11 protein-coding genes and 1 pseudogene are annotated in these 14298 nt (G+C 70.2%); 8 read left to right on the top strand and 4 right to left on the bottom strand.

Going from position 1 to position 14298, the window contains the following annotated elements:
• Positions 1 to 196 precede the first annotated feature (196 nt).
• The 3 genes from ACFXC1_RS38645 (at position 197) to ACFXC1_RS38635 (ending at position 3084) form a co-directional block, all read left to right on the top strand.
• A complete protein-coding gene (locus ACFXC1_RS38645) occupies positions 197 to 1057 on the top strand; it encodes an ABC transporter ATP-binding protein (RefSeq protein ID WP_217560939.1) in 861 nt (286 codons plus the stop codon).
• Positions 1054 to 1932 (top strand): ABC transporter permease, encoded by an 879-nt coding sequence (locus ACFXC1_RS38640; RefSeq protein ID WP_381251852.1) that lies wholly within the window; start codon positions 1054 to 1056, stop codon positions 1930 to 1932. The genes ACFXC1_RS38645 and ACFXC1_RS38640 overlap by 4 nt, the downstream gene beginning before the upstream one ends.
• 63 nt (positions 1933 to 1995) lie before the next feature.
• Positions 1996 to 3084, top strand: coding sequence for an ABC transporter substrate-binding protein (locus tag ACFXC1_RS38635; protein ID WP_381251850.1), 1089 nt, complete (start codon positions 1996 to 1998; stop codon positions 3082 to 3084).
• A gap of 77 nt (positions 3085 to 3161) precedes the next feature.
• On the opposite strand, the gene ACFXC1_RS38630 is transcribed toward ACFXC1_RS38635, so the two are convergent.
• Complete coding sequence (locus tag ACFXC1_RS38630) at positions 3162 to 4757, bottom strand: phospholipase D family protein (protein ID WP_381251848.1); 1596 nt, start codon at positions 4755 to 4757, stop codon at positions 3162 to 3164.
• 772 nt (positions 4758 to 5529) lie between these two features.
• Here ACFXC1_RS38630 and ACFXC1_RS38625 point away from each other — a divergent pair.
• Positions 5530 to 8448 carry a helix-turn-helix transcriptional regulator gene (locus ACFXC1_RS38625; protein ID WP_381251846.1) on the top strand — a complete coding sequence of 973 codons (2919 nt, stop codon included), beginning with the start codon at positions 5530 to 5532 and terminating at the stop codon, positions 8446 to 8448.
• Positions 8449 to 8521: 73 nt separating this feature from the next.
• Here ACFXC1_RS38625 and ACFXC1_RS38620 read toward each other — a convergent pair whose 3' ends face one another.
• The 3 genes from ACFXC1_RS38620 to ACFXC1_RS38610 form a co-directional block, all read right to left on the bottom strand.
• Positions 8522 to 9379, bottom strand: a complete 858-nt coding sequence (locus tag ACFXC1_RS38620) for a hypothetical protein (protein ID WP_381251845.1) — start codon at positions 9377 to 9379, stop codon at positions 8522 to 8524.
• Between the two features lie 78 nt (positions 9380 to 9457).
• Complete coding sequence (locus ACFXC1_RS38615; RefSeq protein WP_381251843.1) at positions 9458 to 10300, bottom strand: hypothetical protein; 843 nt, start codon at positions 10298 to 10300, stop codon at positions 9458 to 9460.
• 41 nt (positions 10301 to 10341) lie between these two features.
• Positions 10342 to 10692, bottom strand: a complete 351-nt coding sequence (locus tag ACFXC1_RS38610) for a hypothetical protein (protein WP_381251841.1) — start codon at positions 10690 to 10692, stop codon at positions 10342 to 10344.
• A gap of 639 nt (positions 10693 to 11331) precedes the next feature.
• Here ACFXC1_RS38610 and ACFXC1_RS38605 point away from each other — a divergent pair.
• From ACFXC1_RS38605 to ACFXC1_RS38590, 4 genes and pseudogenes are all read left to right on the top strand, one after another.
• Positions 11332 to 12381 (top strand): alpha/beta fold hydrolase, encoded by a 1050-nt coding sequence (locus ACFXC1_RS38605; protein WP_381251839.1) that lies wholly within the window; start codon positions 11332 to 11334, stop codon positions 12379 to 12381.
• Positions 12350 to 12916, top strand: coding sequence for a 3-hydroxyacyl-CoA dehydrogenase family protein (locus tag ACFXC1_RS38600; protein WP_381251837.1), 567 nt, complete (start codon positions 12350 to 12352; stop codon positions 12914 to 12916). Before ACFXC1_RS38605 ends, ACFXC1_RS38600 begins: the two co-directional genes overlap by 32 nt.
• Positions 12909 to 13691, top strand: coding sequence for an enoyl-CoA hydratase-related protein (locus tag ACFXC1_RS38595; RefSeq protein WP_381251835.1), 783 nt, complete (start codon positions 12909 to 12911; stop codon positions 13689 to 13691). Before ACFXC1_RS38600 ends, ACFXC1_RS38595 begins: the two co-directional genes overlap by 8 nt.
• A gap of 5 nt (positions 13692 to 13696) precedes the next feature.
• Positions 13697 to 14298 (top strand): annotated as a pseudogene (locus tag ACFXC1_RS38590) (urocanate hydratase); the annotation flags it as partial.

Raw genomic sequence — 14298 nt, 5'->3', positions numbered from 1 at the left:
ACCCGTGGTGGCGTGATTGTGTCCCATCGCCGACATTCTGCCCACCCCCCGAACCACTGAGCAGAATGCGCAGAACCCCTGTTAACACGACTAACGCGGGATACGTCTGAAACAGCGACGTAACACCGCGAGGCCTTTAGCGTCTGCCTTCCTCGACCTCCGAGGACTTCCGGGATTGGGAAGGAGACAGCCTCAGATGGCTTCGCGAAACGACGTCGCGACGGGCCCCGTCGCCGAGACGACCGGCCAGGACAGCGCCCGAGTCGAGATCTCAGGGCTCACCAAACGTTTTCTGACTCCCGCGGGTGAGGTGTTCACAGCACTCCAGGACGTCTCGTTCACCGTGGAGCCGGGCCAGTTCTGCGCGGTGGTCGGCCCGACCGGCTGCGGCAAGTCGACGACACTGAGCATGGTGTCCGGGCTCGACCGGCCCAGCGAGGGCTCGGTCAAGGTCGGCGGCCGTGAGGTGGACGGCGTCACCGACGGCGTCAGCTTCATGTTCCAGACCGACGCCCTGCTGCCCTGGAAGACGGTCCTCGGCAACGTCCTGATGGGCCCCGTCTTCCGCCGGGTACCCAAGCAGCAGGCCCACGCCTCGGCACGCGACTGGCTGCGCCGGGTGGGCCTGACGGGGTTCGAGGACCGCTACCCGCACCAGCTCTCCGGCGGCATGCGCAAGCGCGTGGCGATGGCCGCGGCGCTGATCAACGAACCCAAGATCCTGATCATGGACGAGCCGTTCGGCGCCCTGGACGTGCAGACCAAGGCGATCATGTCGACCGAACTCCTCGGCCTGTGGGAGCAGATCCGCCCCTCGGTCATCTTCATCACCCACGACCTCGACGAGGCCGTGGCGCTCGCCGACCGGGTCGTCGTCATGACGTCCAGCCCCGGCTCGGTCAAGGCGGTCTTCGACATCGACCTGCCGCGCCCGCGCGGCGCGGTCCAGGAGATCCGCTTCCAGCCCCGCTTCATCGAACTCCAGCACCAGATCTGGGACTGCCTGCGTGAAGAGGTGGAGCGCGCCTACGCACGCACCGCAGGAGGTACGGCATGAGTACGACGTCCGCTGTTTCCACCGCCCAGGCCGCGAAAGGCTCCCAGGTCTCGGCCGCGGCCGCCGCCAGAAGCGCCGTCCGGCGGCGTACCGCGCTGGTGTGGGCGGGGCGCGTCGGGCTCGCGGTCTTCGTCCTCGGTGGCTGGCAGGCCTTCACCACCTGGGGGATCGTCGACCCGTTCTTCTTCGGGCAGCCGTCCGGCATCGCCAAGCGGCTGGTCGACCTCTTCCGGCACGGCACCGAGTTCGGGTCGTTCTACTCGAACATCTGGACAACGATCCAGGAGGCGCTCGTCGGCTTCGCCCTCGGGGCCGTCACCGGAGTGGTCTTCGGCGTCGCGCTCGGCCAGAGCCGCTTCCTCGCCGATGTGCTCGGCCCCTACATCAAGATGGTCAACGCGATCCCGCGGATCGTCCTCGGCTCGATCTTCATCGTCGCGTTCGGCATCGGCGTACTGCCGAAGATCCTGCTCGCCGCGGTGCTGGTGTTCTTCATCGTCTTCTTCAACGCCTTCCAGGGCGTCCGCGAGGTCGACCGCAACATCCTCGCCAACACCAGGGTCCTCGGCGCCTCCCAGCTGCAGATCATCCGGCACGTCACCGTGCCCTCCGCACTCACCTGGATCATCGCCAGCCTGCACAGCGCCTTCGGCTTCGCCATCGTCGGCGCGCTGGTCGGCGAGGTGCTCGGCGCGCAGAGCGGCCTCGGCCTGGTCATCAAGACCGCGCAGAACAACTTCGACCCCAACGGCGTGTTCGCCACGATGCTCGTGATCTCGGTCATCGTGCTCGGCGCCGAGTGGCTGATCGGCAAGCTCGAACACCGGCTGCTGTCCTGGCGCCCTCCGGCGCCCACCGAGGCGAACTCCCTCTGACACAGCCGCAGTTACCCCCCTCTTCGTTCCAACACCCTCATCAGCAAAGGAATGTGATCAGCCATGTCCAGACGACCCGTCGCCGTCGCCGCGTCCGTCCTCGCCGTCCTCGCCCTCGGCGCCACCAGTGCCTGTTCCGGCAACTCCTCGGCCTCGACCGGCGGTTCGGGCTCCACGCCGACCGTCAAGCTCATGGCCGGCGGCCTCGACAAGCAGATCTACCTGCCCTACCAGCTCGCCCAGCAGCTCGGCTTCTACAAGAAGTACGGCGTCAACGTGCAGTTGAGCACCGAGCAGGACGGCGGCGTGGGCGCCGAGGAGGCCATGGCTTCGGGCCAGGTGGACATGGCGGGCGCCTGGTACAACCACACGATCGAGTTCCAGGCGAAGGGCAAGGCCGTCGAGGACGTCGTGCAGCTCTCCGGCGCACCGGGCGAGCGCGAGATGTGCACCGCCAAGTCGGGGGTCCACTCGGCCGCCGACTTCAAGGGCAAGACCCTCGGCGTCACCGACCTGGGGTCGGGCACCGACACCCTCACCCAGTTCCTGGCCGCCAAGCAGGGCGTGAAGACCAGCCAGTTCCACCGGATCGGGGTCGGCGCGGGCTCCACCGCCATCGCCGCGCTGCAGAACGGCAAGGTCGACTGCGTGATGACGACGCAGCCGACGGTGGCCGCGATCCAGAAGAAGGGCGTCGGCACGTCCGCGGTCGACCTGGCCACCACCTCCGGCGCCACGGCGGCGATGGGCGGTGCCTATCCCGCCGCCAGTGTGCTCGCCCGCACCGACTGGGTGAACGCGCACAAGGCCACGGTGCAGAAGGTCGTCGACGCGCTCGTCGCCACCATGCACTGGATCAACACGCACAGCGCGGCCGACATTGCGAACAAGCTGCCTGCGTCGTTCGTGTCCAACCAGCTGGTGACCAAGGCCGACTACATCGCGGCCCTGAACGAGGACAAGGGCCAGTTCCTCCCGGACGGTCTCATGCCGGCCGGCGGTCCGAAGACCTCGCTGGCGACGGAGAAGCTGGTCGGCAACGTGAAGGGGTCGGTGGACCTGAGCAAGACGTTCACCAACGACTTCGCCATCCAGGCCAACAAGACCGAGGGCTTCAAGACAACCACGACCCCGGCCGGCCCGAACGGCTGAGCCCGCGCCATGCCCGAGGCCGCCCAGCCGATCGCCGGTCGGGCGGTCGTCCGGCTTTCCCGACCCGGCGGGAAGCTTCAGTACTCGTTGCTGCGGCGGAGGGCCAGGGGGCGGCCGTCGGGGTCGGCGAGCAGTCGGTAGAGCGGGGTGACCAGGGCCGTCGTGGTGGGCGAGAGGCGCGGGGCGCGGTAGGTCCGCAGGCGGCCGCGAGGCCGGGGCCCGTGGCGTCCGCCGTCGTACCACGCGTCCAGCGCGGCGGCCGACTCCGCGAAGGCGCGGAAGGCCTCCACCGGGTCGCACAGTCCCTGCGGGTCAGCGCGGTCCAGATGCTCGCAGGCCAGTTCGAGTCGCAGGTCGCGGGCGTAGGTGCGGGCGCCGTCGCCGAGCCCTCCGGGGTCGCGCGGCTCACGGGGGTCGACCGCCTCGTCCACTACGGCGCAGCTCAGCTCGGAATCGTGCGTCCAGGAGCGGCGGTTGACGTTGTCCGATCCGACCGAGGACCACACGTCGTCGATGACGCAGACCTTCGCGTGGACGTACACGGGAGTCCCGGCGTGGTTCTCCGGCGCGTAGACGGCGACACGGTCGCCGCCCGCGCGGCGCAGCAGCTTCAGGGCGCTGATCCGGCCGACGAGGTTCATCGCCTGCGCCACCCGCCCGTCCTCGTCGGGCTGGGCGGGAATGACCGCGATGAGCCGCAGCCCCGGGTGGGCGGCCAGCGCCTCGGCGAAGCACCTGACGACGTGCGCGGACCACAGGTACTGGTCCTCCAGATAGATCAGCGACCGGGCCCGGCGCAGGACCTTCTGGTAACCGCGGGCGATGCTGCGCTCGCCGTGCGGGGCGAAGTCGTAGCCGTGGATACGGGCCGGGTAGGTGCGCAGCAGCTGCACGGTCTGCGTTCCGCAGGGCTCCGGGTCGTCCAGCTGCGGAGGGAGCTTGTCCGCGGTGATGTCCTCATGGTGCAGGAGCTCCCGCAGCCGCCCCAGCGGGCTGCGGCTGAGCGGGGCCGGGTCCTCCCAGCGTTCGCGGAAGCTGGCTTCGACATCACCGACGGCGGGACCCTGGATCGCGAGCTGGACGTCGTGCCAGGGCGGACGCGGCCCGTACGCGGCGGCGAACGGCTGGCTCAGCGGGTCGCCCCGATGAGCGGTGTCGTCGCGGCGGCTGTGGCACAGGTCGATGCCGCCGACGAAGGCCACGTCCCGCTCGGGCCGTCCCGGGTGGCGCAGTACGACGGACTTCTGGTGGTGCGAGCCGCCGGGGCGCACCCGCATGTCGAGCAGGCACTCGCCGCCCGCCGCTCTGATCTCCTCACCGAGGTGACGGTTCTCGCGTTCGCTGAACTGGAAGCGGTCCAGATGAGAGCGCCAGATCAGCCCCTTGACGATGACACCGCGCTCGGCCGCAGCACACAGCACCTGTCCGATCTCACTGCCGGGGCCGCCGAGCCGTTCGTCGGGGTCACCCCGCCAGTCGGTGAACAGCAGCAAGTCACCCGCCTGTTGGGCACGGACGGCCTTGAGCAGTTCACCGAAGTACACCGCGCCATGGACGAGGGGACGTACCCGGTTACCCGTCGACCACGCCGCGCCTCCGGGCCGACGGCTCTCCACACGGGTCGCGGGGTTACCCCGCTCGCCGGGCGCGAGCAGCCAGTCGGCCAGTTCCATGGCCCCTCCCAGGGCAGCGCCCGGCAAAGCGGGCATGTCCATGAGTCATCTGTGTGTGTCCAGGCCGCTGCCAGAAGCTCCGGGGCGCGCATCTCGGCAGCCTGGTTCCGTAGCGTCCGGACATGTCCGACGAGTAACCCGGGCAGAAGTCCCGAAACCTCGACGCCGATCAGGAGCCACGGGCCCGTCGGTGTCCGCGCGAAGCTGCGGAGCGTCGCGTCCAGCCCTGACGCCGCGGAATTCGACGTCCAGACGCTCGCACAGCCCACCCACGACGGCAGCGGAGTCGAACTCACGAGCAGCCGATTCAGCCCCGTGGAGCGGGTGGGACTCGAACCCACGGCCGACGGACTACAAGCCCTTTGAGGATCTTGACGGTCCTTGCCGATCAACGCTCGACTTTGACGTTTTCCCAGGTCGGACATGCTGATCAGTGTCAGCCCTGTGTGGTCCTTGTCGATGTGGGCAACAGCAACAGCCGCGACCGCCCGGTTCCGTCGAGGGGAGAGAACCTTCGCACAGCGGGTCTCCGCCACGGGGCATGCCGTGCGGCCGATGGCCCGAGCAGTCAACCGGAATGCGACCTCTGAAGGGGAGCCACCCTTCTCCGACCGGACCGACGGCTCGTCCTGTGAGATCCGTCCGTCCCGGTTCACGGACGCGGCGGTTACGGCGATCACCAGAAGAGAATGATGTGTGAGGAGATCGTAAAGACAAGGGGGCAACTGTGTTAGCGGACGGTGCAGTTGGGGACAGCCGGAGCGGGGCTCCGTTGTTGGGCCGCTCCGTCGAGGTGGCCCGGTTCGACGCACTGCTCGACCGTGCGGCAGGCAGGGCACGCGGCACGGCGAGGGGCAAGGAGTTCGGTGACAGCGGCCGTTCCCGGCTCGTCGACATCACCGGTGAGGCAGGCATCGGCAAGAGCCGGCTGCTCGGCGAGGTCTGCGCACGGGCACGCAGTCGCGGAATGACGGTACTGCGCGGCAGAGCCACGGAGTACGAGCGGCAGGTGCCGTTCCAGGTGTTCACCGACGCGCTCGCCCACCTCGACCCGCACGCCCTGAACGGCTTCCAGGAGACGGAGGCGGTGGCGCCGCTCCTTCAGCGGAGCGGCACGGCCGACCGTTTCGGACTGCACCGGTCCACGGCCGTCCTGCTCACCCGGCTCGCCGCCCCGTCCGGGCTGCTGCTGGCCCTCGACGACCTGCACTGGGCGGACCCGGCGTCATTGGAGCTGCTGGACCATCTCGTACGCCATCCCGTGCACGCCCCCGTCGTCCTGGCCGTAACCCGCCGCGACCGCCAGAGTCCCGAGTCCCTCGCCGCCAGGCTCACCCGGGAACTCGACACCGGCACGGTCGTCAGACTCGGCCTGGGACCGCTGAGCGCACGCGACTGTGCCGAACTGGCCGGCCCCGGCCTGCCGCCCGCCGAGACCACCGCGCTGTACAACGCCAGCGAGGGCAACCCGTTCTACTTCCTTACCCTCCTTCAGGCGCACCGCGGCGGTGCGACGCCCGAGTCCTCGGCGCCGCCCGGGCTCGGCACCCTGCTGCTGGACGAACTGACCGCGCTCGCCCCCGCCCAGCGCGGCATCGTCGACGCCGTGGCGGTACTGGGCGAGCACGCCACCCCGGCGATGGTGAGCCGGGTGACCGGCCGCTCCGGCACCGAGTTCACCGCCGACGTCCACGCCCTCGCCCGACGCGACCTGCTGCGCTTCGCCCCGCAGGGCCTGCTGACCCTGCGGCATCCGGTCGTACGGACCCTCGTCCACGAGAGCACGCCCCTCCTCAGGCGCGTCGAGATCCATCGGCTCGCCGCGCGGGAACTGGCCCGCGCGGGCGCCTCCGCCGCCGAGCGGGCACACCATGTCGCACAGTCGCTGACCGACTGGGACACGGCAGCGGTCGCCGTACTCGAAGAGGCCGCCGCACGCACCGCCCGAACGGCCCCGGCGAGCTGCGCCCACTGGCTCGATGTGGCGCTGCGCCACCTTCCGCACACTCCCGAACACACCGCCCGGCGGCGTGAGTTGGTCCTGAGCAGGGCCCGCGCGCTGGCCGCGTGCGGTGGCCTGCGCGAGAGCCGCGACCTGCTCCAGGAACTGATCGCCACCCCGCGACGGTCACCCGGTGACCCTGCCACCGGCGAGAACCAAGACCGCCTCAGAGTGCGCGCGGTCGTCCTGTGCGCGCTGGTGGAGCGTCATCTGGGGCGCTGCACCGAGGCGGTCGCGCTGTTGCGCCGCGAACTGGCCCGCGACCCCGCCCCCGCCGACGTCGTACGGCTCGGCCTCGAGCTGGGCTCGGCCGCGCCCCAGGACAGCGGCACCTCCTATGCCCAGGTGCGCACCGAGGTCGAGGGGGCGCTCGCGTCGGCCCGGTCACTGGGGGACGAGGTCAAGGAGGCGGGCGTCCTCGCCGTCGCCGCCCTGGGAGAGGCGTACGAGGGCAACATGACGACGGCGCACGGACTCGCCCGGCAGGCCGCCGCCCTGGTCGACTCCCTGCCCGACAACGACCTCACCGCACTGTGCGAACCGCTGGCCAGGCTCGGCTGGGCGGAGGCCTTCCTGGAGCACTATCCGGACGCGGAGCGGCACGCGGAGCGCGGCCTCGACATCGCCCGGCGCAGCGGTCAGCTCTATGTCGTGCCCCATCTGCTGCTGTGCCTGTCCCATGTCCGGGTCCAGACCTGCCGAATCTCCTCGGCACTGGAACTCGCCGACCAGGCCGAGGACATCGCCCGCGGGATCGGCAGCGCCCAGTTGCTCGCGTTCGTCCTGGCGAGCAAGGCCGCGGCCCTCGTCGCCGCCTGCCCGCCGGGCGACCCACGTCCTCTCGCCGTCGCCGAGGAGGCGGTGGCCGCCGCCGGTACGGGGGTCGACTGGTGGGCGTCCACGGCCTGGTGCATCTTCGGCTGGGCCGCGCTCATGGCCGGCGATCCGGTCCGCGCCCGGGACGCGATGCTCCGGGCGGGCGGTCCCGAGCTGCAGCGGATCCAGCCCTCGATGCGACCGCTCTACCTGGAGATCCTGGTCACGGCCGCACTGGTGACGGGCAGGACCGACGAGGCCCGCGGCTGGGCCGAGCGGGCGCGCAAGGAGGCGGAACAACTGGGGCTGCCGATGCTGCGGGCGTCCGCGCTGCGCAGCACCGCCCATCTGCCGCTGGCGCAGGGGGACACGGCAGCGGCGGCGGACCTGTTCGCGGAGGCCGCGGCGGAGAGCGCCCGCTGTGGCGCGGTCTTCTGGGAGGCCTACTCGCTGCTGCTCGGCGCCCCGCTGGAAGCGGCGGCTGGCCATGGCCGGGACGGCACGCGCGCCTGGCTCAGGGGTCGCCGGCTCGCCGAGGCGGGCGGCAGCGGAATCCTGGTCGGCCTCGCCGACGCCACCCGTCCGCCCGGCGGCGGCTCCGAGACTCCGTACGGTTCCCCGGACCGCGCCGAACTCACCGAGCGGCTGGCCACCCTGACCGCCCGGGAGCTGGAGATAGCCGAACTGGTGGCGCAAGGGCTCACCAGCCAGGCCATAGCGGACCGGCTCTACGTCAGCCGCCGTACCGTCGAGACCCATGTCTCCCGCGCCTTCCGAAAGACCGGGGTCTCCTCGCGTACCGCCCTGGCCACGCTGATGGCCCGCCGGCGCACCGGGAGCCGTTTCGGGGACGCTCGCACAATGCAGGACTGAGCGTGCTCCAGGTGCCCTCGGCGGTGATCGGTGCGCCTCCGACCGGCCACAGCCGTCTCGGCCGGGAAGCCGCCTACCTGACGTCGACGAAGTCGCCGGGAGCCGTCGCGGCGCCGGTCGTGGTAGTACCGGCGAAGACGAAGCGGTAGTAGCCGTCGGACCCGGCCTTGGTGGTGGTGCTCAGGGTGCCGGTGCTGCTGGTCTTGACCGTCTTGAGGGTGGTGTAGGTGCTGCTGCCCTTCTTGCGGAACTGCAACTTCACTGGCTGGGTCGCGTATCCCGCGTACTTGCCCGTGGTCCAGTTGGCGCGGCTCAGCTTGCCGGTGACAGTGATGGTTTTGCCCTTCTTCACCGGCTCCGGGGAGGCGTTGGCGGTCAGCGTGGCGGCACGCTTGATGCTGGGCCTGGACACGTCGTCGTCGATACTGATGTTCAAGTAGAGGTCGAAGGCGCCCAGGAAGAGTTTCCAGGGCCCCGCGGTGCCGTTGCCGTCCTTGAAGTCGACCGCGGGGTCGATGGTGAAGACCGCCTTGCAGCTGTAGCTGTAGCCGCCCTCGACCGTCGTCTCCGTGCAGACGGGGTCGTCGTCCGTCCCCAGGGCGCCGGTGATGGTGTCCGTGTTCGAACTGTCGGTGCCCTGCCACAGGAACGCCTGGGTGAGGGCCAGCCCTTCCTCGTCGAAGGCGGTGAACGTGACGGGAACGGCCTTCTTGCCCGTCACGCCGAGAACGATGTCCTTGCCCTTGTTGACGACGCCGTCCTTGAAGGTGGTGCCGCCGATGGCGTCCTTCGGCCGGACGTTGTGGGAGGCGAGGGATCTGAGATCCGTCGCCGCATCGTAGTGCTCCGCTCCCTGGGCGGCGCCCGGAAGAACGAGCGCCGAGAGGACGAGGGCGCCGGAAAGGACGGTGGCGGCGGCGTACGTACGCATGTGATTTCCCCAGGGTGAAGTGAAGAGGTCAGGAAGTCGGTGCGCGCCCGGCCCCGCGGAAGGGGCTCAGGGAGTGGCTCAATGAATGGCTGAGGGAATGGCCGAGGGCGCGGAAGTGTCGAAGAGGTCGCCGAGGTCGAAGCTGCTTTCGGGCGTCGGGTAGAGGTCCGTCGGCTGGGAGCCCGGTGCGGGTACATCGGCCGGGTCGGCGGTGGGTTTGCCGTCCGGGCTGCACACCTGCGGTGCCGAGGGCTCGGACAGTTCGTAGTCGGCGACCCGCTGCGACCGGAAGTCCACCGTGGCGCGCCCCGAGACGTCCCGTGCGCCGCCGACGTCGACCTCCTTGGGCAGTTCCTTGCTGGTCAGCGGCTTGCCCACGGTGATCGAGAGAAGGGCGCCCTCGCAGGGGCTGCGGTCCGTCGCGTAGAGGGACGCGGGCAGGGCGATCTTCTGGTCGACGCCCGCGTCCGTGTGGAGTTCGACGCGTTTCACTCTGCGGATGTCGAAGTAGTAGCTGGGCTGCAACCCGTTCGAGAGGCGTTCGCCGTCGGCGCCGTCCGCGACTCCGTACACCAGCTTCCAGAACTCGACCTGCACAGTGATCTTCCGGCAGAGCGGTCCGTCGTACCCCGGCAGGCTGACGACCGACAGCGACCCCTCGTCCACATAGTTCTCCTGGGGCGTGTCGACGACGAACCGAACCCAGTCCTTGGAATCCTCGGCCGTCCACCCCGTGTTGTCGTGGCAACCGGACGCCCCGGTCGGATACGGCGGAGTGACAGACGGGGTCGGCGAAGGGCTCGGCGACTCGGACACCCCCGTCGCGCTTTCGGACGGATCCCCGGAAAGGGAGGTGCCGTGGGCGCTCGAACAACCCCCGGTGAACAGGACGGCGCCGGCAAGGACCGCGACGGCCGGCACGACGGAGTGTTTCGGCCCGGGGATGCGCTTCGACCCGTATCTCACCGGTCGAACCAGTTCCTGGCTTCCGCGGAACTGAAGCCCCGCAGCACGACGAGGGCGAAGGCGATGCCCGGGAGGACCCCGACGCCTCCCCCCTGGAACAGGCCCAGCACACCGCTCAGCAGGCTCAGCGCCTCGATGACGATGACCGTGACACGTATCCCGTTCGACCGCTTGCCCGCGAAAACACCGCACAGCAGGAGCGCCCCCGCGATCAGCAGCGACAGCACCGCCACGAACCGGAGCAGCCCGGCCCCCTCGTCCTGACCGTGGTCCACCGCGTCGCTCACCACGGCCAGCAACAGGAATCCCGCCGCCAGGTTCAGCACGGCCTGGACCCATACCCCCACCAACGCCAGCCTGACATTCCTCGGCATCTGCGCTTCAACGCTCGGTGTCGTCATGAACGCAAGAAAACGGCACAGGTGTCAGGGACACGTCGGTAGGAGTACGTATTCCATGTACGTATGTGCCGTCGCCGCCCGGCCGGCGCGATCTCCTCCGCCGTCTCTTCGGCGCGCGGAAACACGCCGGCTGCTCTCGGCGACGAGGTCCGCAGGCACGAGACGCGACTGCGCCCGAGGGGCACTGGCCGAGGACGGCTTCGGCGCACGGATCCGGGCCGCCGCCGTCCCGGTCACACGTGTGCCGTCGACGGTGTCCGGCGCGCGCGGACGTACTGTCCCTGTATCCCGAACGCGTCCAGGTTTTATGGAATCAGAAGACCCGAGAGCGAACACGCCGGCGCAGGACGGGGTATCGAATCCACGCGCGGCGAGTTCCGTTCCAACGCGCAGAGACTCCGGCCTCGGCCAGCGCCGCGGTGAGGTGCCTTGCAGGCCGACAGCAACCGAACCTGACCCGGCACCGGTGCCGTGACCTGCGGATTTCAGGTTTTCCGCAGGTACACCGAAGCCGGCAGCGCCACGATGGCCTTGCCCGGCCGCCGACGCCGTCGTGGGGCGGCCGACCGACCGAGGGGGACGATCATGCCGATCCGGACGCGCGCCGCCATCCCCCGTCACACCACGACCGGCGTTCCAGACGCCCAGGTCACCGTCCACCCCGTCACCACGGACGACGGACTCGGCCTCCAACTGACCCGTTTCCGCCGGGCGGAGTGCGACGACGTCGTACTCCTCGTCCATGGACTGACCGCGTCCAGCGACCTGTTCATCATGCCCGAGCACCGGAATCTGGCGACCTGCCTCCTCGACGACGGTTTCGCGGACGTATGGACGCTCGACATGCGGATGAGCAACCGCTTCCCGTACAACACGGAACCGCACGCGCACACCCTCGACGACATCGCCCTGTACGACTACCCGGCCGCGCTCGCCGAACTGCGCCGGCATGTCGGCGAACGGCGGGTGCACGTCGTGGCGCACTGTCTCGGGTCGATGACCTTCCTCATGAGCCTGTACGCCGGCGCCGTACGGGACATCACCAGCGTCGTCACCAGCGCGGTCGGTCTGCTGATGCGCGTACCGGCCTGGTCGCGCTGGAAGCTGGCGTACGGCCCCGCGCTCGTCGAGGGCGCGCTCGGGCTGTCCCGGCTCGACCCGCGGAGCGGCGACGCGGCCTGGTACAGCCGGAGCGGGCTGTTCGCCCGTCTGGTGTCACTGGCGCACCCGGAGTGCGACAACCCGGCCTGCCACATGGTGAGTTTCATGTGGGGCACCGGCTGGCCCGCGCTCTACAGCCACGACAAACTCGACCCCGTCACCCACGACCGCGTCGCGGACCTGCTCGGCCCTGTCGGGCTGGGCTACCACCGGCACATCGACAGGATCGTACGAGCGGGTCGTGCCGTGAAGTACGACGACGCCGAGCCGCGCCACGCGCGCCTCCCGGACGACTACCTCGCGGAGGCGGTCAAGGGCGGCCCACCGGTGCTGTTCCTGACCGGCGAACACAACCGCGTCTTCGGGGACTCCGTCGTCCAGGAGCACGAGGTGATGTCGCGGGAGACCGCCGACCCCGACCGCTACCACCAACACCTCCAGCGTGCCGATCACCCTGCTGGGCACGGCACTTGACGATCCCGGCCGGTTCCTCGGCATGCACTGGTTCAATCCCGCGCCGGTCATGCCGCTCGTCGAACTCGTCGCCGGCGAGGCCACCACCGCGACGGCGATGGAGCGCGCCGAGTCGCTGACCCGGCGGCTCGGCAAGCTGCCCGTCGTCGTACGGGCGGATGTCCCCGGCTTCGTCGTCAACCGGATCCAGTACGCGGTGCTGCGCGAGGTGCTGCACCTGGTGGAGTCGGGCGTGACCTCCGTGGCGGACGCCGACCTGGCGGTCCGTACGACGCTCGCCCCGCGCTGGGCGGCCTGCGGCCCACTGGAGCTGATGGACCTGGCCGGGCTGGACGTGGTCGAGCAGGTGTCGGCGATCCTGATGCCCGAGCTGAGCCGCTCGGCCGAGGTGCCGGAGTCCGTGAGGAAACTGGTGGCCGAAGGCGCTCTGGGCGCCAAGTCGGGACGCGGCTTCTACGAGTGGCCCGGCGAACGGGCCGACCGGGTCAAGGCCCACCGGGACGCCGTCGTCAGGCAGTTGACCCACGATGGCTGACGGCACCGGCACCATTCTGACCCGTACCGAGGACGCGGTCGGCCACGTCCGCCTCCACCGCCCCGAAGCGGCCAACGCGCTGAGCCGCGCCATGATGACGGCTCTGCTGGACACCGTACGCGCCTGGGACGCCGACCCCGACGTCCGCTGCGTCGTCATCAGCGGCACGGAACGCCTCTTCGCGGCCGGCGCCGACATCGCCGACCTGGCGGAACTCTCAGGGTCCGGCCCGGTCGGCACGTACCTCGACGACTTCAGCGACCTGTGGGAGGCCCTGTACGCCACCCGTATCCCTCTCGTCGCGGCGGTCAACGGCCATGTCCTGGGCGGCGGCTGCGAACTCGCCATGATCTGCGACCTCGTCATCGCCTCGGACACCGCCCGCTTCGGCCAGCCCGAGCTGCGTCTCGGTGCGATCCCCGGTGCGGGCGGCACCCAACGCCTCGTCCGCGCGGTCGGCAAGGCCCTCGCGATGGACATGATCCTCACCGGCCGCACCATCACCGCCCCCGAAGCCCTCGCCGCCGGCCTCGTCAGCCGCGTCGTACCCCCCGACCAGCTCGACCGCACAGCCCACGACACGGCCCGCACCATCGCCGCCCACCCCGCGACCGCGGTCCGACTCGCGAAGGAGGCGGTGCTGACGGCCTTCGAGACACCCCTCTCCGCCGGCATCCGCACCGAACGCCGCCTGGCCGCCCTCAACTCCTCCACCGACGACCACACCCAAGGCCTGCGGGCCTTCCTCGACAAGCGCCGGAGCAACGAACGATGACTGGAATTTCTGGACCGAGGACCGTGCGCGCTCCCCGCGGGAGCTCGCTCAGCGCCCTGGGATGGCAGCAGGAAGCCGCCCTGCGGATGCTGCAGAACAACCTGGACCCCGAGGTCGCCGAGCACCCCGACAAGCTCGTCGTCTACGGCGGCACGGGAAAGGCCGCCCGCGACTGGCGCTCCTTCGACGCCATGGTCCGCACCCTGCGCACCCTCAAGCAGGACGAGACGATGCTCGTCCAGTCCGGCCGCCCCGTCGGTGTGATGCAGACCCACGAGTGGGCCCCGCGTGTCCTCATCGCCAACTCCAACCTGGTCGGCGACTGGGCCAACTGGGAGGAGTTCCGCCGCCTGGAGGCCCTGGGCCTGACCATGTACGGCCAGATGACCGCCGGTTCCTGGATCTACATCGGCACCCAGGGCATCCTCCAGGGCACCTACGAGACCTTCGCCGCCGTCGCCGCGAAGAAGTTCAACGGCACCCTCGCCGGGACGATCACCCTCACCGCGGGACTCGGCGGGATGGGCGGCGCCCAGCCGCTGGCCGTGACCATGAACGAGGGGGTCGCGATCTGTATCGACGTCGACCCGCGCGCCATCGAGCGCCG

It is taken from the genome of Streptomyces hokutonensis (assembly GCF_042751305.1).
Taxonomy (GTDB): Bacteria; Actinomycetota; Actinomycetes; order Streptomycetales; family Streptomycetaceae; genus Streptomyces; species Streptomyces hokutonensis_A.
Note: the sequence above shows the minus strand (reverse complement) of the source record. Positions and strands in the feature narration are given on the sequence as shown.

Excerpts from the sequence above, each read along its gene's own strand:
- ACFXC1_RS38645 (WP_217560939.1), top strand. The coding sequence starts at position 197 with ATGGCTTCGCGAAACGACGTCGCGACGGGCCCCGTCGCCGAGACGACC.
- ACFXC1_RS38630 (WP_381251848.1), bottom strand. The coding sequence starts at position 4,757 with ATGGAACTGGCCGACTGGCTGCTCGCGCCCGGCGAGCGGGGTAACCCC.
- ACFXC1_RS38620 (WP_381251845.1), bottom strand. The coding sequence starts at position 9,379 with ATGCGTACGTACGCCGCCGCCACCGTCCTTTCCGGCGCCCTCGTCCTC.
- ACFXC1_RS38640 (WP_381251852.1), top strand. The coding sequence starts at position 1,054 with ATGAGTACGACGTCCGCTGTTTCCACCGCCCAGGCCGCGAAAGGCTCC.
- ACFXC1_RS38605 (WP_381251839.1), top strand. The coding sequence starts at position 11,332 with ATGCCGATCCGGACGCGCGCCGCCATCCCCCGTCACACCACGACCGGC.
- ACFXC1_RS38595 (WP_381251835.1), top strand. The coding sequence starts at position 12,909 with ATGGCTGACGGCACCGGCACCATTCTGACCCGTACCGAGGACGCGGTC.
- ACFXC1_RS38635 (WP_381251850.1), top strand. The coding sequence starts at position 1,996 with ATGTCCAGACGACCCGTCGCCGTCGCCGCGTCCGTCCTCGCCGTCCTC.